This is a genomic window from Paenibacillus sp. sgz302191 (assembly GCF_057749925.1).
On the sequence record NZ_JBYLHY010000009.1, the window covers coordinates 123,560 to 142,519 of the forward strand.

Below are 18,960 nucleotides of genomic sequence, written 5' to 3' on the forward strand. Positions count from 1 at the left end.
ATGGGACTACCAATATTGCTGGATATCCGGCGATTGCAAGTTGATTTGCCTGTCCCTGGAGGGGCGGCGAAGCGCGTTGTGAACAATGTAAGCTTGGCGCTCGGTCAGGGGCGGGTGCTGGGGATCGTCGGAGAGAGCGGAAGCGGCAAAACGATGATATGCTCGGCGATTGTCCGCTTGCTCGGCGCAGGGCAGCGGGTCAATGGCAGCATCCGCTTTCGCGGCGAGGAATTGCTGGACCTGCCCGCCGAGAAAATGCGCCGGCTGCGCGGGCGCGACATAGCCGTTATTATGCAAAATCCGATGTCCGCCTTCAATCCGATGATGACGGTGGGCGGCCATTTTATCGAGACGATTCGCGCCCATTTGCCCATGCGAAAAGCGGAAGCTCGCGAGCTTGCGGCGGCGCAAATCCGGCGGTTCCGGCTGCCGCATGGCGAAAGGCTGCTGAGCATGTACCCCTTCGAGCTGAGCGGGGGGATGCTGCAGCGGGCGATGATCGCCATGGCCGCTTGCCTGAATCCGGCGCTGCTGATCGCCGACGAGCCGACGACCGCGCTCGACACGACCACGCAGGCCGCTATCCTGGACGAGCTGCAAATGCTGCGCGGGCAGAGCGGCATGGGCATGCTGCTCGTGTCCCACGATCTTGGCGTCATCGCCAAGCTTGCGGACGAAGTGGCCGTGATGCGTAAGGGGCGGCTGCTGGAAAAAGGCCCGGCGGCGCTGCTGCTGAACCGCCCGCGCCATCCGTATACGCAGGCGCTGCTTGCGGCGCGGCAAGGCGGTGTCGACGGCAGCGTCGGCATGGCGGCCGATTGGCACGAGGCCCAGCCTGCAAACACAGAAGGGGATGGCGCTGCGGACGATGGTTTGTTCGAGGCGGCGCCCGGGCATTGGGTGGCGAATTTCGGGGGCGGGGTGAAACGATGAACATATTGGAACTGAATCGCGTGTCAAAAACGTACCGCTCCCGCCGGCTTGGCTGGAACCGCCGCACCGCGATCGAAGCGGTTAAAAACGTCTCCCTTCGCCTCGACGAAGGGACGTGCCTTGCGCTCGTCGGCGAAAGCGGCTCAGGCAAAAGCACGCTGGGCAAAATCGTGCTCGGACTGGAGCGCCCGGACAGCGGGGAAGTGCTGTTTCTGGGCCGTCGGCTGCATGACGTCTCGGCCAAGGAGCGCAAGCAGCTGCGACGCGACATGCAGCTGGTGTTTCAGGACGTTCACAGCGCGGTCAATCCGCGCATGAACGTGCAGAGCATCATCGCCGAGCCGCTGCGCGTTCACGAGCGAATGACTGCGCTTGCGCAGCGGCAACGCGTCCGGGAGCTGCTGGAAGCGGTCGGCCTGCACGGCGACGACGCCGGGAAATACCCGCACGAGTTCAGCGGCGGGCAGCTGCAGCGGGTCGGCATCGCCCGCGCGATTGCCCTCAGGCCGAAGCTGATCGTGCTGGACGAGGCGGTCAACAGCCTGGACGTGCTCGTGCAGGCCGGTATTTTGCGGCTGCTCGGCCGGCTGAAGGAGCAGTTCGGCCTGTCGTATTTATTCATCTCCCACGACTTGTCGGCCGTGAGGGTTCTTGCCGACCGCGTAGCGGTCATGGAGCGGGGCGAAATCGTCGAGACGCTGGATGACGCATCGCGGCTTGACGAACTGCGCCACCCGGCCGGCCGGCGGTTGCTCCAGGCGGTGCTGCCGATCCTCCCGCAGCGGCCCGTTCCGCTATGACGAATCCGGCTTAGCTGCCGCCGGATAATAAACGCAGGCCGTGCCGGATTTGCCGCCCCGGCCCTGCAGATCGCCGCCGCAAATATTCGTGCGTCAGGAAAGCTTATAGCTACGAGTTAGACATCCCTTGAACTCGAATGATTAACATGCCCTCCCTTATAGGGGGCGATGGAAGTTAGCGCCTAAGCCGGTGCCGGTGGTTACAATTCTTCGATTTTTCGGAGCGGCGCAAACTATCTCCTCGAATGTCTCGCTATCATCGTTGTCCTGTGATTTTTTGAATGCCCCGCTATCATCGTTGTCCTGCGATTTTTGGCATGCTTGTACTTTGCTCACATTTGAATGCGCTTTCATTTTGTTGTTGAAGGCACATTTGTGAGAATTTTGAGAGAGATGCCTGGTAAAATGCAGGAGGGATTGCGTGTAAGTTCAGCCAGAGGAGGAGAATGGGAGTTATGAATCGGAGATATGCAAAACCGGCTGCAGGAAAGCTATGGGTGTGGGGCATTGTATTTATTATGGTCTGTAATACATTACTCACATTTCCTGTGCAAGCAGCGGAACTATGGAGTCAATATGCCAAGATCGGATCGACCGGCAATAATGCGCCCGGCGGGTTTTCGAATCCGACCGGAGTAGCGGTAGACAGTAGTGGGAATGTATATGTGGCGGATAACAATAACCATCGTATCCAGAAGCTGGATACAGCCACCGGAGTGTGGAACGAGTGGAAAAAGAGCGGCGATGGGCCGGCGTATGGAAGCGGTTTGGGCGAGTTTTCCAATCCGGCAGGCGTAGCGGTAGGCGTCAGCGGGAACGTGTATGTGGCGGATACCAGTAATCATCGCATTCAGAAGCTGACGGTATCCACAGGAGTATGGAGCGAATGGAAGAAAAGCGGAGGGGGCGCGGGAAGCGGCCTGGGCGAGTTTAATAATCCGAGAGGCGTGGCTGTAGACAATAGCGGGAATGTGTATGTGGCGGATGCTTGGAATCATCGCATTCAGAAATTGGATGCAGTTACTGGCGTGTGGAGCGAGTGGAAGAAGAGCGGGGGCGGTAAAGGGAGCGGGTTAGGCGAGTTTAATTTTCCATCCCGCGTTGCGCTGGACAGCAGCGGCAATATGTACGTGGCGGATACCGGCAACCATCGCATTCAGAAGCTGACGGTATCCACGGGAGTATGGAGCGAGTGGAAGAAGAGCGGAGGAGGCGCGGGAAGCGGTCCGGGCGAGTTTAATAATCCGTACGACGTTGCCGTAGACAACAACGGGAATATATACGTGGCCGAGTATGGCAACCATCGCATTCAAAAGCTGACGGTATCCACAGGAGTATGGAGCGAGTGGAAGAAGAACGGCGGTGGTTCGGGCAGCGGCCTGGGAGAGTTTAATCAACCCAAAGGCATAGCGGTGGATGGAAGCGGGAATGTGTATGTGGCCGATTCTGGCAATGAGCGCATTCAGAAGCTGACGGTATCCACAGGAGTATGGATCGAATGGGTATATAGGGGAGCGGTTGCCGGCAAAGGCTTGGGCGAGTTTAGTTATCCGAGCGGTGTGGCGGTGGACAGCGAGCGGAATGTGTATGTGGCCGATTACGATAATCATCGCATCCAGAAGCTGACGGTTTCCACAGGAATATGGAGCGAGTGGAAGAAGAGCGGAGGCGGTTCGGGTGACGGTCTTGGAGAGTTTGAGAATCCGACCGACGTTGCTGTAGACAGCAATGGGAATGTATACGTGGCCGATCGTGATAACCACCGTATCCAGAAGCTTACGGCATCCACGGGAGCATGGAGAGAGTGGAAGAAGAGCGGAGGCGGCAAAGGAAGCGGCCGTGGGGAATTTGATTATCCGAGCGGAGTGGCGGTAGATCGCAGCGGGAATGTGTACGTGGCGGATACGAATAACAGTCGTATTCAGAAGCTGGATGCAGTCACGGGAGTATGGAGCGAGTGGAAAAAGAGCGGAGGGGGCGCGGGAAGCGGCCTCGGAGAATTTTATGGACCTTCCGGCATCGAGGTGGACGGCAGCGGAAATGTGTATGTAGCGGATACCAATAACCACCGTATCCAGAAGCTGACGGCAGCTACAGGAGTATGGAGTGAGTGGAAGAAGAGCGGCGGCGGTTCGGGGAAAGGCCTTGGAGAATTTGACGAGCCTTACAGCGTGGCGGTAGATGCCGGCGGGAATGTATACGTTGCTGACATGAGCAACAATCGCATCCAGAAGCTGGACGTTTCCACGGGGGTGTGGAGAGAATGGAAGAAGAGCGGAGGCGGAGAGGGAAGCGGCCTTGGGGAATTTATTAGTCCAAGCGGTGTAGCGATAGATAGCGGAAACACTGTATATGTCGCTGATTTCGGCAACCACCGTATCCAGAAATTATCTGAGATAACTACCCCTCCGGACGTACCGACCGATGTAAAATCGGAGGTGGCGGAAGGCCAATCGCAAGCAAAGGTCAGTTTTACGGCCCCGCTCAACGATGGAGGCAGCCTCATAACCGGCTATACGGTAACTTCAAGTCCGGGAGGATTGACGTGGACGGGTACAAGCAGCCCAATCACGGTTACGGGCTTAACGTATGGGACGGCATATACGTTTACGGTTGTAGCGACGAATAGCGCAGGAAACTCCGGCCCTTCGGCCGCATCGAACAGCGTGACACCGACAGCGCCGGGAGTGCCTGCTGCGGTACCTGACGCCCCGACGGGCGTAACCGCCGTTGCAGCCAACGGCGGAGCGAAGGTAAGCTTCAATGCGCCATCCAGCAATGGAGGCAGTGAGATCGTCGGCTACACCGTGACCTCGATTCCGGGAGGACTGACTGCAACCGGAACCGGCAGCCCAATCACAGTTACGGGCTTAACGTATGGCACGACCTATACGTTTACTGTGGCGGCGATTAACAGCGTTGGCAGCAGCCCTGTTTCTGCCGTTTCTAATACCGTAAGACTGGAGATCCCTTCCGACGGCGACAGTGGTGGAAGTACGCCGCCACAGTCGATGCCTTCGACTACATCGCAACCTGATAAAACGGGCGTTACCGTTCTCATTAACGGCAAATCGGTGAATGTTGGGACGGCCAAGGTGACGAGCGTAAATTCACAGACGGTAACAACCATCAGCATTGACCGGGACAAGCTGGGGGATCTATTGGCGAAGGAAGGGCGATTCGCTGTGGTGACGATGCTGGCGGATGCCAAATCCGATGTCGTGCGCGGAGAGCTTGACGGACAGATGATCAGCAAAATGGAACTGCAGCAAGCGGTATTGGAAATAAAAACAGATAAAGCGACCTATAACTTACCGGCCGGGCAGATCGACATCCAATCGATTTCGAATCAGTTGGGCAAATCGGCAGCCTTGGAGGATATCAAGATTCAAATCGAAATTGCTGTGTCAAAAACGCCGGCGCAAGGGGTTCTGAAAGAATCCGGGGAAGGGAAAATTTCGGTCGTTGTCCCGCCGCTTGATTTTACGGTAAGAGCTTTTTATAAGGACAAGACGATCGAAGTCAACGGGTTCAAAGCTTATGTTGAACGTACAATAGCGATTCCGGATGGCGTTGATCCTGACAAAATCACAACTGGTGTCGTGGTTGAAACGGATGGAACGCTGCGCCATGTGCCGACCAAGATCGTGCGGCTGGACGGCAAGCTTTATGCCAAGATAAACAGCATGACGAATAGTGCCTATTCCGTCGTATGGCATCCGGTTGAGTTTAAGGATGCGGAGGCGCACTGGGCCAAAGAAGCGATAAACGATATGGGATCGCGTATGATCATCAATGGCGTCGGCAAAGGCTTCTTCAATCCCGATCAAGATATTACACGAGTGGAGTTTGCGGCAATTTTGATTCGCGGATTAGGAGTGCAGCCAAAAGCAGGGGCACTGTCTTTCTCTGACGTTAATTCGAAAGATTGGTATGCCGGCGCGGTTGGAACGGCCTTCGCGTACAACCTGATTAGTGGTTTTGAAGACGGCACCTTCCGCCCGAATGATAAGATTACACGCGAACAAGCGATGGTGATCATGGCCAGAGCAATGGCTATTACAGGGCTCAAAGCGAAGTCTTCCGCAAATGCAGGACAGCTATTGAACTCCTTCACCGACGCGGGTACGATATCGAATTGGGCGAAGAACGGGATTTCCGACTGCTTGGCATCCGGGATCTTTTCCGGACGAAACGGCGCCGTGCTGGATCCTGGAGCCTTCATATCAAGAGCGGAGGTTTCCGTTATTGTTCAAAGACTTCTGCGAAAGTCCGATCTGATTTAATGCGGAATCCCGCTGCGTCATTGACTCTCCGGCGGTGTTTGTGTAAGATAAAAATACGCTTAATTTCCGGTTTAACGAATCGGAAAGCGGGGGAACCAATCTTTTTGGGGCGAATCATGATGTTTATGTAGGGAACCATCTTTCCCGAGCCCGGCAGCTAACCTCGTCAGCAGTAGGTGGGTCATAGTTGCATTGTGTTATATTTGCATTTGCTGACCCGTTTATTCGGGTCTTTTTGCGTTCAATTGGACCCGACGTATAGTTTTCGGCCCGGAGGCATCGACATGTCCTCTTGCCGGCTATAAGACGGGTCATTTTTATTTTGCAGCTTTGATCCGCGGAAGGAGGAGATAGATAGCCGTCTTGGATTCGTTGAAAGCCAACATTCTGTCTTTTCAAGGAGGATGAAATATGCCGCAACCGAAATATATTACCGATATTGATAAAATCCTGGAGATTCCCGAACGCGATCGAACAAGGTTGAAGCAAATAACGGAAAAATTCGTGTTTCGCGTAAACGATTATTACTTGAAACTGATAGATTGGAACAACCCGGAAGATCCGATCAAGAAATTGATCGTTCCCAATGACGGGGAGCTGTCCGAATATGGAAGGTGGGACGCGTCGGATGAGGACACGAATTACGTCGTTCCCGGCTGCCAGCATAAATACAGGACGACGGCCCTTTTGATCGTATCCGAGGTTTGCGGCGCTTACTGCCGCTATTGTTTCCGCAAGCGGTTGTTCCGCAACGATGTCAGCGAGGCGATGTCGAACGTCGACCCGGGGCTGGCCTATATCGCCCGGCACAAGGAGATCAACAATGTGCTGCTGACGGGAGGGGACAGTTTGATCCTTTCCACGGCAAGGCTGAACGGCATCTTCGAACGGTTGAGAGCGATCGACCATGTGAAGATCATTCGGCTCGGCTCGAAAATTCCCGTGTTCAATCCGATGCGGATCTACGAAGACGAGAAGCTGCTGGAGTCCATCCGGAAGCATTCCGACTCGGAGCGCCGCATCTACGTGATGGCGCATATCAATCATCCGCGCGAAATTACGGCGGAAGCGAAGAGGGGCTTCGAAGCGCTCCATCAAGCGGGAGCGATTGTCGTGAACCAAACGCCTGTTCTAAAAGGGATCAATGATCGGCCCGAGGTGCTTGCGGAGCTGCTGGATAAGCTTTCGTGGGCGGGTGTCACGCCTTATTATTTTTTCATTAACCGGCCCGTCGCCGGCAATAAAGATTTCGTACTGCCGCTGGAACGCGTGTACCGGATCGTGGAAGAGGCGAAGGCCCTCACGTCCGGCCTGGGCAAGCGTGTCCGCCTATCGATGAGTCACACTTCCGGCAAAATCGAAATTTTGGCCATCGAGAATGGGAAGGCTTATTTGAAATACCATCAATCCCGGGACGACCAGTACGGAAAATTTATGGCGCTCGACTGCCCTGAGCATGCGGCCTGGTTCGATGATTTGCCCGGAAATGAGCAGTTCTGGAACAAGCCGAAAAAGAAAAACGACAACATTGTCTCCGCCAACGAATTGCTAAGCCGCTAACCGTTTTCTCATGCGCCGCCGCTAACCGTACCTGTACCCGGGAGGGGGCCGCGCCTCCGTCTCGGGACGTAGGGAAAATCGTTCCAGGGGTGCTGGCGGAGCAAGCCGATTTATTCTAGAATGAAGTAAATATTGATTTTATGGAATAGCGGAGGTAAACGGTGGATAAGAAGACGCTGCTTGGAGCACTTCTCGTCTTGGCGGGAATTTTCTTCTTCTTTACGAGTCAGGGAAATGCGATGGATCCTGGGATGGTGTTCGCCTATTTTTGGCCAAGTTTGTTTGTCATTCCTTTGGGGCTCCTGTTTCATTGGATGTATTTCTATGCGACTCGGCGGCGTGGGGCCGGATTGTTGATTCCGGGAGGGATTCTCCTTGTGGCCGGAGGCGTATGCCAGATTTCCATGCTGTTCGACATCTGGGAGTATACGTGGCCGGGATTCCCGCTGGCGGTAGCGTTCGGGCTGCTGGAGTTTTACTGGTTCGGCGGCAAAAACAGATGGATCCTCCTTCCCGTCTTTATTCTGGGAAGCGTTTCGGTGATCTTTTTCGCCATCTTCACGCTTGGGAGTATCATCAGCCTGAACATTATGGGGCAGTCTTCGCTGGCGATCGGGTTGATTGTCGTAGGGTTGATCGTTATGTTGACCAAGAAACAAGGGTACGACGCATAAGTGCTTTTGCCGGCAGGCCGCTTCCAATCGGGAGCGGCTTTTTTGCCGTCGCGTTCGAGCGGTTTTCGGCGAGCCTGGCATGCTCTTGCCGGAGGGTGACCAGGCGGCGGGAGGTGGCTGGGGCGGAGCTGAGGCTGCTTGATAGCATGCACCGCGCAGCTCCCGGCGCGCGTTGATGCGCTGCTTGATGGCGGTCGGTTGATCATATTTGTTGTGATATTTGTGTTACATATACAAAAACAAGGCTTCTTTTTGTGCAGATTTATGTAATGTATTTTAATGTGTAGTTAGTTATTGACAGCGAAAAAGTGCGGTGATACTATGTAAAAAATAATAAATGTTAGAAATTATAACATTAAAGCGCGATAACTCTTGTATAAGCTCATTAATATGGTGTGAGCGTTTCTACAGGCAACCGTAAATTGCCCCAGGCTATAAGAGGCAGCAGTTAACGAATTCCTTTCCCTTTGGGCGCATCGCTGTGTTCAGGTAGGGGATTGTCCGTACTGCGCCTCTTGTCTCTGGGGTTATTTGCAATACGCGCAGGTGACCTCGGAAGGAGTGAACGAATATGAACAACATGTGTGCCAGGCTGAATGAGTCGATCAGCAGCGCAAAAACAGTAAAGATTATGAAAGACCGCGATACCGTCTACGATTTTAAGTTGTATCCCTTTGGGGAGCGGGGGACGTATATCGTTCCCGAGCTGCTGACGGAGATTACGGACAATCTCGCGGAGAGCATTTTGGAGCAATTTCCGGAATTCGACTATATCGTTTCGCCGGAGCCGGGCGGTCATACGTGGGGGATGCTGACGGCCTACAAGCTGCAAAAACCGATGAACATTCTCAGGCTAAGCACGGAATTGTACGAAGATTTCCAAATTTGCATAAAACGGGAGACCGCATATAACGAAAATTATATTTATTTTGACGGTTTCCAAAAAAATGACCGCGTGTTGATCCTCGACGATGTAATCAGCTCGGGCTCTACGATTCGCTCTATTGTCAAGCAATTGGAAGAAATGGAAGTCAGGCTTGTCGGCGTGCAAGTCATTCTCGTCAAAGGCGAGCATTACCGGAAGCTCGAGGATGACTTCGGGATTCCGACGCGGTTTTTAAGTAAGGTATAATCGGCAGAACTTTATTTTGGGAGAGGATGGACATGGCGTTTTATTACGAGCGGCCCTCAAGAACTTTCAGCGAATTTTTGCTTGTTCCCAATCTGACCGCGAAAAATTGCATTCCGGAAAATGTAAATCTCCGAACCCCCGTAACAAAATTCAGGAGCGGCGAGCGGCCCGCGCTGGAAATGAACCTTCCTGTCACTTCGTCGATCATGCAGGCCGTATCGGATCATGAAATGGCGATCGCTTTGGCCAAATGCGGCGGCATTTCGTTTATTTACGGCTCGCAGCCGATCGAGCAGCAGGCGGAGATGGTGAAGAAAGTTAAAAAGTTTAAGGCAGGCTTTGTCGTCAGCGACTCCAATCTGAGGCCCGGGGACACGCTGAAAGATGTGCTGCGGCTCAAAGCGGACAGCGGTCATTCCACCATCGCCATTACGGAAGACGGGCTGCCGACCGGCAAGCTGATGGGCATCGTTACCAGCAGGGATTACCGCGAAAACCGGACCCCGCACCACACTCCGATCTCTCAGCTCATGACCCCGTTCTCTTCCCTGATCTATGCCGAAGAAGGCATTACGCTGTCCGAGGCTAACGATATGATCTGGGAGCACAAGCTCAATTGCCTGCCTGTTGTCGACAAAAACGGCAACCTGCTGTATCTCGTTTTCCGCAAAGATTACGACAGCGGGTGGGAACACCCGCTGGAGCTGCACGACGAGAACAAGCAGCTGATTGTGGGAGCGGGCATCAATACCCGAGACTTCCGCGAGCGGGTTCCGGCGCTGATCGAAGCCGGGGCGGATATTTTCTGCATCGACTCCTCGGACGGCTATTCGGAGTGGCAGGCGGATACGATCCGCTATATCAAGGATACGTTCGGGGATCGGGTCAAGGTCGGCGCCGGCAATGTCGTGGACAGCGACGGCTTCCTCTATTTGGCGGAGGCGGGCGCGGATTTCATCAAGGTCGGCATCGGCGGCGGCTCGATCTGCATCACCCGCGAGCAGAAAGGCATCGGACGCGGCCAGGCGTCCGCGGTCATGGAAGTCGCCGAAGCGAGACAGCGGTACTTCGAGGAGACGGGCGAATACGTCCCGATCTGCTCCGACGGCGGCATCGTTCACGACTACCACATCGTGCTCGCTCTGGCGATGGGGGCGGATTTTGTCATGCTGGGCAGATATTTCGCCCGTTTCGACGAGAGCCCCGGACGCAAAGTTCTGATCGGCGGCAATTTTGTCAAGGAGTATTGGGGTGAGGGCTCAAGCCGGGCGCGCAACTGGCAGCGGTACGATTTTGGCGGCGAAGGCAAGGAATCCAAGCTGGAATTCGAGGAAGGCGTCGATTCGTTCATCCCTTACGCCGGCCGGCTGAAAGACAATCTGGATATCACCGTCAGCAAAATCAAATCCACCATGTGCAACTGCGGCGCGATTTCTATTCCCGAGCTGCAGCAAAAGGCCAAAATTACGCTAGTCTCCTCGACCAGCATTGTTGAGGGCGGGGCGCATGATGTCATCCTGAAGGAACAGGACCGGTCGAACTGATACCGGCATCGGAAAAGGGGGCTGGATGGTGACGGAAGCAATCAAAAAAGTGCTGGTCAGCAAAGCGGAACTGCATCGCAAGGTGCAGGAAATGGGCAGGGAGATAACCGCGGATTATCGCGGCAAAGACCTGGTGCTTATCGGTATTTTGCAGGGCGGCGCGGTGTTTATGGCCGATTTGATGCGGGAGATTGCGTTCCCTGTCGAGACGGACTACATGTCGGTTTCCAGCTACGGCAGCGGCTCGCAAACTTCGGGAGAGATCACCGTCAAGAAAGATACCGATGTGGATGTAGTGGGCAAGGACGTTCTTATTGTGGAGGACCTGGTCGAATCCGGGTTCACCCTGAAATTTCTGAGAGAGCTGTTTCTGGCCCGCCAAGCCCGCAGCGTCAAAATATGCACGATTCTCGACAAGCCTTCCGGCCGCCGGGTCGAAGTCCATGTCGATTACAAAGGCATCGAGATTCCCGACGAGTTCGTCGTCGGATACGGCCTCGACTATGCCGGCAAATACCGCAATTTGCCGGAAGTATGCGCCCTCGACGCGAGCGTGCTGGCGAAGTAGGGAAGCGGCGTGAGGCCGCCTCTTTCCCGGAGCGGGTAGCCGGGGGTTAGATCCCGTGCATAGGGCGTGAGGCATCTCTCCCCCAACGCACGTCGTGGCTCTCCACGACGGGGGCGCCAAACCCCATGCGTGGGATGCGAGGCCGGGGCAGCCGGCCGGTCGTGATTTGATTTTATCCAAAATATGATGGGGTGGATACGATGATGGTAAATGAGAGTATGACAGCGAGTGCCGAAGTTCAGCTTCCACGGGATTGCACGTTTACACCTCAAGATTGGCAAGTGCTGTCCAAATATTGGTATCCGGTAGCCGCAGTCAGCGAAGTGGGGGATAAGCCGCTTGCTGTCAAGCTTTTGGATGTGAAGCTCGTGTGCTACCGCAGCAACGGCAAAATCGTGATTGCCCGGGACCTCTGCTTTCATCGCGGCGCCCCGTTGAGCATGGGTTGGGTGGAGAACGGGGAAATCGTCTGCCCCTATCATGGCTTCCGTTACAATTGCGAAGGCAAATGTACAGCGGTTCCGGCGCATCCGGACGCTAAAATTTCACCGAAATTGAAATTGATCGTATACCCGGCCGTTGAACGATACGGCTTGGTATGGACCTCGCTTGCTTCAACGGAAGAACAGCTTCCATCGTTTCCCGGATGGGACGATCCGGATTATATGAACGTGCTGCCGCCGAGTTTCGACATTGCGGGATCGGCAGGGCGGCAGATGGAAGGCTTTCTGGATGTGTCGCATTTCGCCTTTGTGCATACCGAAACATTTGGCGACCGCAACAACACCGAAGTTCCCCAATACAAAGTAACGCGTGAAGGCAACCAACTGTTGGCCGAGTATTGGAGCACCGTCAGCAATTACGGAAGAGGCCAGGAAAATCCGGCGCCGGACGGATTCATGTGGCTCCGCGAATTCCGCGTATTCCCTCCGTTTGCGGCTTCGCTCACCGTATATTTCCCGAATGACGGCAAGCTGATGATCTTGAACTGCGCATCGCCGGTTTCGGCGCGCTATACGAGATTGTTTTGCCCGATATCGCGAAATTTCGATAAAAACGCGCCCGTCGAGGACACCATCAAGTTTAACCTGCAGGTGTTCCAAGAGGACCGGGATATGGTCGAAGCGCAGACGCCGGAAGATCTGCCACTTGATTTGCAAGCCGAAGCGCATATTCCGGCGGACCGCACCTCCATCGCGTACCGCCAGCTTCTTACCGAGTTGGGGCTCGGCAAAACCTACACGTCATAGAAGGCAAAACACGGCCCGACATGCTGTAGATGTGCGATTGACCGAGAAAGTCACGATACTTGGCCAGGCAGCCGGAGGAGGCGCTACAAAAAACCTGCGAAAGTGCAGGCTTTTTCCGTAAAAGGGGTCCGTTTTGGCGAAAAGCCTGCGAAAGTGCAGGAATTTCTGGTGAAAATGAGCTTGGGCCCGTATGTTCGATGAAATTCCTGCACATTTGCAGGAATTTTTCGCTGCTGGCGTAAGCACGAGCAAAAACCTGCACATTTGCAGGAATTTCTCACTGCTGGGGTGAACACGTGCAAAAACCTGCACATTATACGAAAATAGTCGCAGTAGACCTGAATTATTTTCATTCTGTGGAGTGACGTCCACGGCGTCATGGGGGTTTTTGCAGGAATTTCTCGCTGCTGGCGTAAGCACGAGTGAAAACCTGCACTTTATACGAAAATAGAACGCAGTGTGCCTGATTATTTTCATTCTGTGGAGTGACGTCCACGGCGTCATGGGGGTTTTTACAGGTTTTCACCGCGTTGCCGAGTAGATGTGCTTGCGAGTAGCGGGCGAGTCTTTCAACAGCCTGCGATGGTGAGTGATGGTGCAGGAATGTTTTGTGACTTGTATGTTTTGCAGGAATTGTGCACGCTGCCGGCTTCAGCGATGGGCTAGCGAGTTTGCGACAGGTCTCAGAAATGCTCCGAAAGGAGCATTTTTTTACCACATAAGAATGTTTAAGTTCTTTACAGCGCTAAAGCGCGTAGAACAGCATTCTTATTGGCGAATAAACCTACCTCTGAACGCGGTCGCTCATCTTCGAAAAGACCTCGATAGAGGTTTATCTCACTGTTTAGGAAATTATGATTTTTGTTGCTTGTGGATAAAGTGTGCATAAAGTTGGGGGTAAGTGCTTTGTCAGCCGTCGGGGTGATTTTGTTCTTTCAAGGTCAGGATTTCCACGTATGGAACCAAGTCGGACCGGGGAACCTATAGCGAGTGGTGCATGAGCAAATTTTGGTGGAATCAGTTTCTTCAATCGGGGGAATTTGCCGGGGGAACTTGCGGCGAGCGTTCTTCATTATTTTGTCTGCCAGATGGTCGGGGTAGTGTTTTTTGTCTGTCCGATGGTCGAGGTATCGTTTATGAGGCATTCCGGCAGCCGCCCCCCCCAAAAAAAAATTATCCCCGCTAACAAGGTGCACGCTGACGCGTGTTTTTTTGTTGTATCGGTGCGATGCGGGGAGCGTACCGCTCACCCAAAAAAATCGGACATCCGCCAAAAAAATGTGTACATTTTGTATGTTTGTACACCCTATATATAATAGCCTTATAGGATTTGTATTGTTCAGCGACCTGTTTCGTCTCTTCAGGCCGCTGATTGGCGTTGCGGAACGCCGCACAAAACGAAAGCGACGACAGGGGGGTCAGCATGAAATCTTGGATGCGTTTACTTCGCAGCAAATTACGTTTCCAAAAGCTTAGAAGCCGCTTTCTCGCGGCGATGATTGTCGTATCTTTGCCCCCGCTGTTCATACTGGGGTACATTTCCTTCAATATCGCCAAAAGCACGCTCATGGAGACGAACGCGCAGACGAATGAGGATCACTTGGAAACGTCCAGCGAAGTGGCCGACTTGCTGCTGCGGAATATTGTCAATCTGCACCGGTCGATCGTGATGAACGACGAAATGCGGGGCGTGCTGAGCAGCAGCAACACCGGCAGCGGCACGCAGCCGATCTTCGGGCAAGGCAGCTCGCTGGAATGGACGCCCAGCAGGCTTCAGAAGCTGGTCAATAGCAATCTTTCCGACACCAAATTCGTGAATTCCGTCTGTGTATTCAATCTCGATTTCCGGACGTTTTGCACCGGGCGGTCCGATGATGCCGGCATTTATGAGAAACCGAACAAGCAGGCGCTGATCCAACAAACGGAGTGGTATCGAAACGCTTTTAACGCCCAGGGGAGGGTCGTCTTTTTCGGCTATGACGTGCTGGGGGAGTCGAAGGATTCGTTTTCTACGGTAAAACTGTTCCGGGACGCTTCCGATCCGAACGGCGAGCCGATCGGTCTGCTCGTCGTCAACGTATCGAAATCGATATTCAACAACATATTTAATGCAAGTAACGATTACGGCGGCTTTATGGCGCTCGAACCCGATCAGGGAAAGACCAACATCGTATTTAATAACGGCATGCCGGATTTGCCGTCTTCCCGGGAAGGGGACCTTGGCGCCGTGCTTAGCGAACTGCGGGACAACGGATTTTTGATCAGCCAATATCAGAATCAGACGACGGGCTGGACCTTTGTCCACTTGATTAAAATTCAGGAGCTGCTGAAAAAATCGAATAGAATCGCCATGGTCACAACCTCCATCGCGGTTTCGATGGGATTTGTCGCGCTTATCGTATCTATTTTTATTTCCGGCACCATTACCCGGCCGCTCCTGCAGATCAAAAAAATGATGGTCGAGTGGACAAAAGGAACCCGCGATTTTACGGAGACGTTCGAACAGGATGAAGTCGGAACGATCGGCGAGACGTTCAAGCGGCTGGCTTCGGAAAACAAGGATTTGAACGAGCGGCTGACCCTCTCCGAGCTCAAAGAGCGCGAAGCCGAATTAAGGGCGCTGCAGGCGCAGATCAAGCCTCATTTTTTGTATAACACGCTGGATTCGATCTACTGGATGGCTACACTGCAAAAAAACAACGATATCGCCCAAATGGCGGTCTCTTTATCGGAAAGCTTCAAGCTGAGCTTGAATAAAGGGAAAGATATGATATCGGTGTTCAAGGAATTGAAGCACATTGAGCATTATATGACGATACAAAATATCCGGTATGACAACCGATTCCAATATGTGGAAGAGGTGGAGCCCTTCATCATGGGGATGGAGATTATGAAGCTGCTGCTGCAGCCGCTTGTCGAGAATGCGATTTATCACGGCCTGGAGCCCAAAGTCGGGGACGGCACGATTCATCTGACCGGCAGGAGGGAGGATGGATTTCTTATTTTTACGGTCGAGGATAACGGGGTCGGCATTGAAGATATGAAACGGACGGAGCAGGGGTACGGCTTGCGGAATGTGCGGGAACGGCTGCTTTTGTATTACGGAGCGAGCAGTTCCATGACGATTTCGAGCCGGGTGAATCAAGGGACGAAGATCGAAATTCGCTTTAACCCAATTATGGAAAAGAGGGATGACTGATGCTGAAAGCAGCCGTATTTGATGATGAATATATCGTGCTCAAAGGCCTTCGGGAAATGATCGATTGGGCGGGCTTCGGCATCGAACTGGCCGGTACCGCAAGCGACGGTTTGTCCGCGCTGTCTCTTTTTCGCAGCGAGCGGCCGGATATGATATTTACTGACATTCGGATGCCGGGCATGGACGGGCTGCAGCTGATCGAGGAGGTCATGCGGGAAGCACCGGAGACGTATTGTGTCGTGTTCAGCGGATTCAACGAGTTTGAATATGTGAAAAGGGCTATCAACCTGGACGTTGTCGATTATTTGGAGAAGCCGATTACGATCCAGAGCGTGGAAAAAGCTATCCGCAAAGTGCTTGACCGTATTGGCCGGCAAAAGGAGATCCGGGAATTAAAGCGGGCGTCGCAAAATAACAGGCGGGAGCTGCTCGAAAAGGCGACGCTCGATCTGCTGCTGATCGGGGCGGAAGCCGAGGCGAAGTGGCGGGAGAGCTTCGGGCCGGACGCGCAGCGGGTGCAGGCCGTAACCGTCATCGCCGCTGCGGCGGACGAGCTCGCGCCTCCGGAGGGCGCTGCGTACGATGCGGTCGCCGTCAGGCACGGGCAGGAGCGGATGATCGTTTTTTTCCATTACGACGTTCCGGCGCAGGAGTTCTGGGAGCATGCGATAGGCGAATTCGAGCATGCCGAAATGCCGGTCGGCAGCGGCGGGACGAAGCTGCGCGTTTCGGAAGCGTCCCTCAGCTGCAAAGAGGCGCTTCGCGCGCTGAGAACGGCGCGTTTTTTGGGCGAGAAGGGGATGATACGCTTTGAGGATTTGGGCGACCTTGCGGATGTGCCCGAAGGGGTGACGGAGCGGGAGGAAGCGATCATTCTGAGTCTGCGCTCGGGCAACAAAGCGGTGCTGCTTGAGCAGATCGACAGCTTTATTCAATGGCTGCAAAGCGGGAAGTTCGATCCGGAAGTGACGGAGCATGAGATGCTCAAGCTGATTTATTTGCTGCTGGAGGAAGCGAAAAAAAGCGCCGGAGACAAGTCTTTCCGGCTGCATGACAGCATGCCGCATGTCGAGTTCGGCGAAATGGCCGCGAAAGGGCGGGTCGCTGAATGGTTCCGCAGCCAGATCGAGCGGATCGCCGACGTCACGATCGATGCCCGTGGCGATTCGCGACATGCCGCCGTCGTCCGGGCGTGCCATTTTATCCGGCAGAATTGCACCCGTGATTTGACCCTGCAGGAAGTGTCCGAGCACGTGGGCATGAACCAGACGTATTTCAGCGTGCTGTTCAAAGAGGAGATGGGCGAGTCGTACATCAAATATGTGACCCGGTACCGGATGGAGCTGGCCAAATCGCTGCTTGGCAAAGGCTTGAAGGTGAACGAAGTCAGCGAGAAGGTAGGCTATCATACGTATAGACATTTTTCCGAGGTGTTTAAAAAGTATACAGGGGTAGCGCCGGGGCAATATAAAGAGCAGCATGTACATTATATGGATATACGTGCACATTCAGAAATAGATGCGGTGCAATCAGAAAAAAACGGACATGAAACAAAAAAATGAAGCACTGCCGCACCCCATGAGCCGGTATTACAATAAAACTGCAGGGGGATCGAACTCTGCACAACAAGTCAACATCATAAGGGGGCTTAACCGATGAATAAAAAGGGAACAAAGCTTGTCGCGTCATTGTCAACCGCGGTGCTGCTTTCCGGCGCGCTCGCAGGCTGCGGCGGCGCATCGCAGCAAGCCGGAGATAAAAGCGGACAACCGGCGGCTCAAACCGACGCTTCGGGGAAAAAAGTGACGATTTCGCTGCTTGTAGACAATTCGCAGGATGCCGTCAATACCTCCAACGCGGTTGTCGCGGCATTTGAAAAGAAATATCCGAATATTCATGTTGAAACGGAAACCCGTCCGGGCGGCGGCGAAGGCGACAATATCGTAAAAACCCGTCTTGCTACGGGGGATATGTCCGACGTTTTCTGGTATAATGCCGGTTCTCTTATGCAAGCGCTTAATCCGGAGCAAAACTTGCTGGATCTGACTAACGAGCCGTTCATGGCGAATGTGATCGATTCCTTCAAGCCTACGGTTACTTTTAAAGGCAAAATCTACGGGGCCCCGCAAGGCTCGACATCGGGCGGCGGCTGGTTTTACAACAAAAAGATTTATGCGGATCTGGGTCTTTCCGTTCCGAAAACGTGGGATGAACTGATGGCCAATAACGAGAAGATCAAAGCGGCCGGCATTACGCCTGTCATCGGCTCCTACAAGGATGATTGGACCTCTCAGATCGTCGTGCTCGCGGACTATTACAATGTGCAAGCTAAAAATCCGAAATTCGCGGACGATTACACGGCCAACAAAGCCAAATACTCGACCGATCCGGCCGCTCTGAGAAGCTTTGAGAAGCTGGAGGAACTTGCGAAGAAAGGGTATATGAATAAAGACTTTTTGGCCACGAATTATGATGCCGGTTTGAAAATGCTGGCGGAAGGCAAGGGCGCGCAATATCCGATGCTTTCCTTTGCGATTCCTACTTTGGAACAGAATTATCCGGACAAAATGAAGGATATCGGCTTCTTCGCACAGCCCGGGGACAGCGCGGATCAAAACGGTTTGACCCTTTGGATGCCGAATGGAGCTTATATTTACAAGAAGAGCCAGCACATCGAAGAAGCCAAAAAATTCCTCAACTTCACCGCATCTTTAGAAGGCATCGCCGCGACGCTTTCGGTTTCCAAGCCTACGGGACCGTATGCGATCAAGGACGCCAAGCTTCCTGACAATGTATCGCAAGCGGTTAAGGATATGTTCCCGTATTTCAATTCCGGCAAAACGGCTCCGGCGCTGGAGTATGTATCTCCTGTCAAAGGCTCCAGCATGCCGCAAATTACGACGGAAGTCGGCGCAGGCATCAAGACGGGCAAACAAGGTGCGGAGGCATACGACAAAGATGTAGAAAAACAAGCGAAGCAGCTTGGTCTTCAAGGATGGTAGTCGCTAACGGAT

General features: G+C 53.7%; 12 protein-coding genes and 2 riboswitches. All 12 genes read left to right on the forward strand.

Annotated features, from left to right (window positions below; all coding sequences use genetic code 11):
- The 12 genes from AC3G2T_RS15320 to AC3G2T_RS15375 all read left to right on the forward strand — a co-directional run bounded on the left by AC3G2T_RS15320 (position 1) and on the right by AC3G2T_RS15375 (position 18,948).
- Complete coding sequence (locus AC3G2T_RS15320) at positions 1–933, forward strand: ATP-binding cassette domain-containing protein (protein WP_488436035.1); 933 nt, start codon at positions 1–3, stop codon at positions 931–933.
- The gene (locus tag AC3G2T_RS15325) at positions 930–1,733 is read left to right on the forward strand and encodes an ATP-binding cassette domain-containing protein (protein WP_488436036.1); all 804 of its coding nucleotides are present in this window, start codon (positions 930–932) and stop codon (positions 1,731–1,733) included. Before AC3G2T_RS15320 ends, AC3G2T_RS15325 begins: the two co-directional genes overlap by 4 nt.
- Before the next feature lie 455 nt (positions 1,734–2,188).
- Positions 2,189–6,019, forward strand: coding sequence for an S-layer homology domain-containing protein (locus tag AC3G2T_RS15330; protein WP_488436037.1), 3,831 nt, complete (start codon positions 2,189–2,191; stop codon positions 6,017–6,019).
- A 46-nt stretch (positions 6,020–6,065) separates the two neighbouring features.
- Positions 6,066–6,205, forward strand: a riboswitch (cyclic di-AMP (ydaO/yuaA leader).
- Positions 6,206–6,430: 225 nt separating this feature from the next.
- Positions 6,431–7,579 carry a KamA family radical SAM protein gene (locus AC3G2T_RS15335; RefSeq protein ID WP_488436038.1) on the forward strand — a complete coding sequence of 383 codons (1,149 nt, stop codon included), beginning with the start codon at positions 6,431–6,433 and terminating at the stop codon, positions 7,577–7,579.
- Positions 7,580–7,740: 161 nt separating this feature from the next.
- Positions 7,741–8,253: a hypothetical protein gene (locus AC3G2T_RS15340; protein WP_474684769.1), complete on the forward strand. Its 513-nt coding sequence runs from the start codon at positions 7,741–7,743 to the stop codon at positions 8,251–8,253.
- 352 nt (positions 8,254–8,605) lie between these two features.
- A riboswitch (purine riboswitch) is annotated at positions 8,606–8,708 on the forward strand.
- Positions 8,709–8,824: 116 nt separating this feature from the next.
- Complete coding sequence (locus AC3G2T_RS15345; RefSeq protein WP_488436039.1) at positions 8,825–9,385, forward strand: phosphoribosyltransferase; 561 nt, start codon at positions 8,825–8,827, stop codon at positions 9,383–9,385.
- 32 nt (positions 9,386–9,417) lie between these two features.
- Positions 9,418–10,929 carry an IMP dehydrogenase gene (locus AC3G2T_RS15350; RefSeq protein WP_474684767.1) on the forward strand — a complete coding sequence of 504 codons (1,512 nt, stop codon included), beginning with the start codon at positions 9,418–9,420 and terminating at the stop codon, positions 10,927–10,929.
- Positions 10,930–10,954: 25 nt separating this feature from the next.
- Positions 10,955–11,497 carry a hypoxanthine phosphoribosyltransferase gene (gene hpt, locus AC3G2T_RS15355; RefSeq protein WP_474684766.1) on the forward strand — a complete coding sequence of 181 codons (543 nt, stop codon included), beginning with the start codon at positions 10,955–10,957 and terminating at the stop codon, positions 11,495–11,497.
- A gap of 203 nt (positions 11,498–11,700) precedes the next feature.
- The gene (locus AC3G2T_RS15360) at positions 11,701–12,747 is read left to right on the forward strand and encodes a Rieske 2Fe-2S domain-containing protein (RefSeq protein ID WP_488436132.1); all 1,047 of its coding nucleotides are present in this window, start codon (positions 11,701–11,703) and stop codon (positions 12,745–12,747) included.
- A gap of 1,423 nt (positions 12,748–14,170) precedes the next feature.
- A complete protein-coding gene (locus AC3G2T_RS15365; RefSeq protein WP_488436040.1) occupies positions 14,171–15,946 on the forward strand; it encodes a cache domain-containing sensor histidine kinase in 1,776 nt (591 codons plus the stop codon).
- Positions 15,946–17,508: a response regulator transcription factor gene (locus tag AC3G2T_RS15370; RefSeq protein ID WP_488436041.1), complete on the forward strand. Its 1,563-nt coding sequence runs from the start codon at positions 15,946–15,948 to the stop codon at positions 17,506–17,508. Before AC3G2T_RS15365 ends, AC3G2T_RS15370 begins: the two co-directional genes overlap by 1 nt.
- A gap of 93 nt (positions 17,509–17,601) precedes the next feature.
- Entirely contained in the window at positions 17,602–18,948 is a 1,347-nt protein-coding gene (locus tag AC3G2T_RS15375) for an ABC transporter substrate-binding protein (protein WP_488436042.1), read from the forward strand.
- Positions 18,949–18,960 lie beyond the last annotated feature (12 nt).

Coding starts and splice junctions, on each gene's coding strand:
- AC3G2T_RS15335 (WP_488436038.1), top strand. CDS start 6,431: ATGCCGCAACCGAAATATATTACCGATATTGATAAAATCCTGGAGATT.
- AC3G2T_RS15350 (WP_474684767.1), top strand. CDS start 9,418: ATGGCGTTTTATTACGAGCGGCCCTCAAGAACTTTCAGCGAATTTTTG.
- AC3G2T_RS15365 (WP_488436040.1), top strand. CDS start 14,171: ATGAAATCTTGGATGCGTTTACTTCGCAGCAAATTACGTTTCCAAAAG.
- AC3G2T_RS15320 (WP_488436035.1), top strand. CDS start 1: ATGGGACTACCAATATTGCTGGATATCCGGCGATTGCAAGTTGATTTG.
- AC3G2T_RS15360 (WP_488436132.1), top strand. CDS start 11,701: ATGGTAAATGAGAGTATGACAGCGAGTGCCGAAGTTCAGCTTCCACGG.
- AC3G2T_RS15375 (WP_488436042.1), top strand. CDS start 17,602: ATGAATAAAAAGGGAACAAAGCTTGTCGCGTCATTGTCAACCGCGGTG.
- AC3G2T_RS15345 (WP_488436039.1), top strand. CDS start 8,825: ATGAACAACATGTGTGCCAGGCTGAATGAGTCGATCAGCAGCGCAAAA.
- AC3G2T_RS15370 (WP_488436041.1), top strand. CDS start 15,946: ATGCTGAAAGCAGCCGTATTTGATGATGAATATATCGTGCTCAAAGGC.
- AC3G2T_RS15330 (WP_488436037.1), top strand. CDS start 2,189: ATGAATCGGAGATATGCAAAACCGGCTGCAGGAAAGCTATGGGTGTGG.
- hpt (WP_474684766.1), top strand. CDS start 10,955: ATGGTGACGGAAGCAATCAAAAAAGTGCTGGTCAGCAAAGCGGAACTG.
- AC3G2T_RS15325 (WP_488436036.1), top strand. CDS start 930: ATGAACATATTGGAACTGAATCGCGTGTCAAAAACGTACCGCTCCCGC.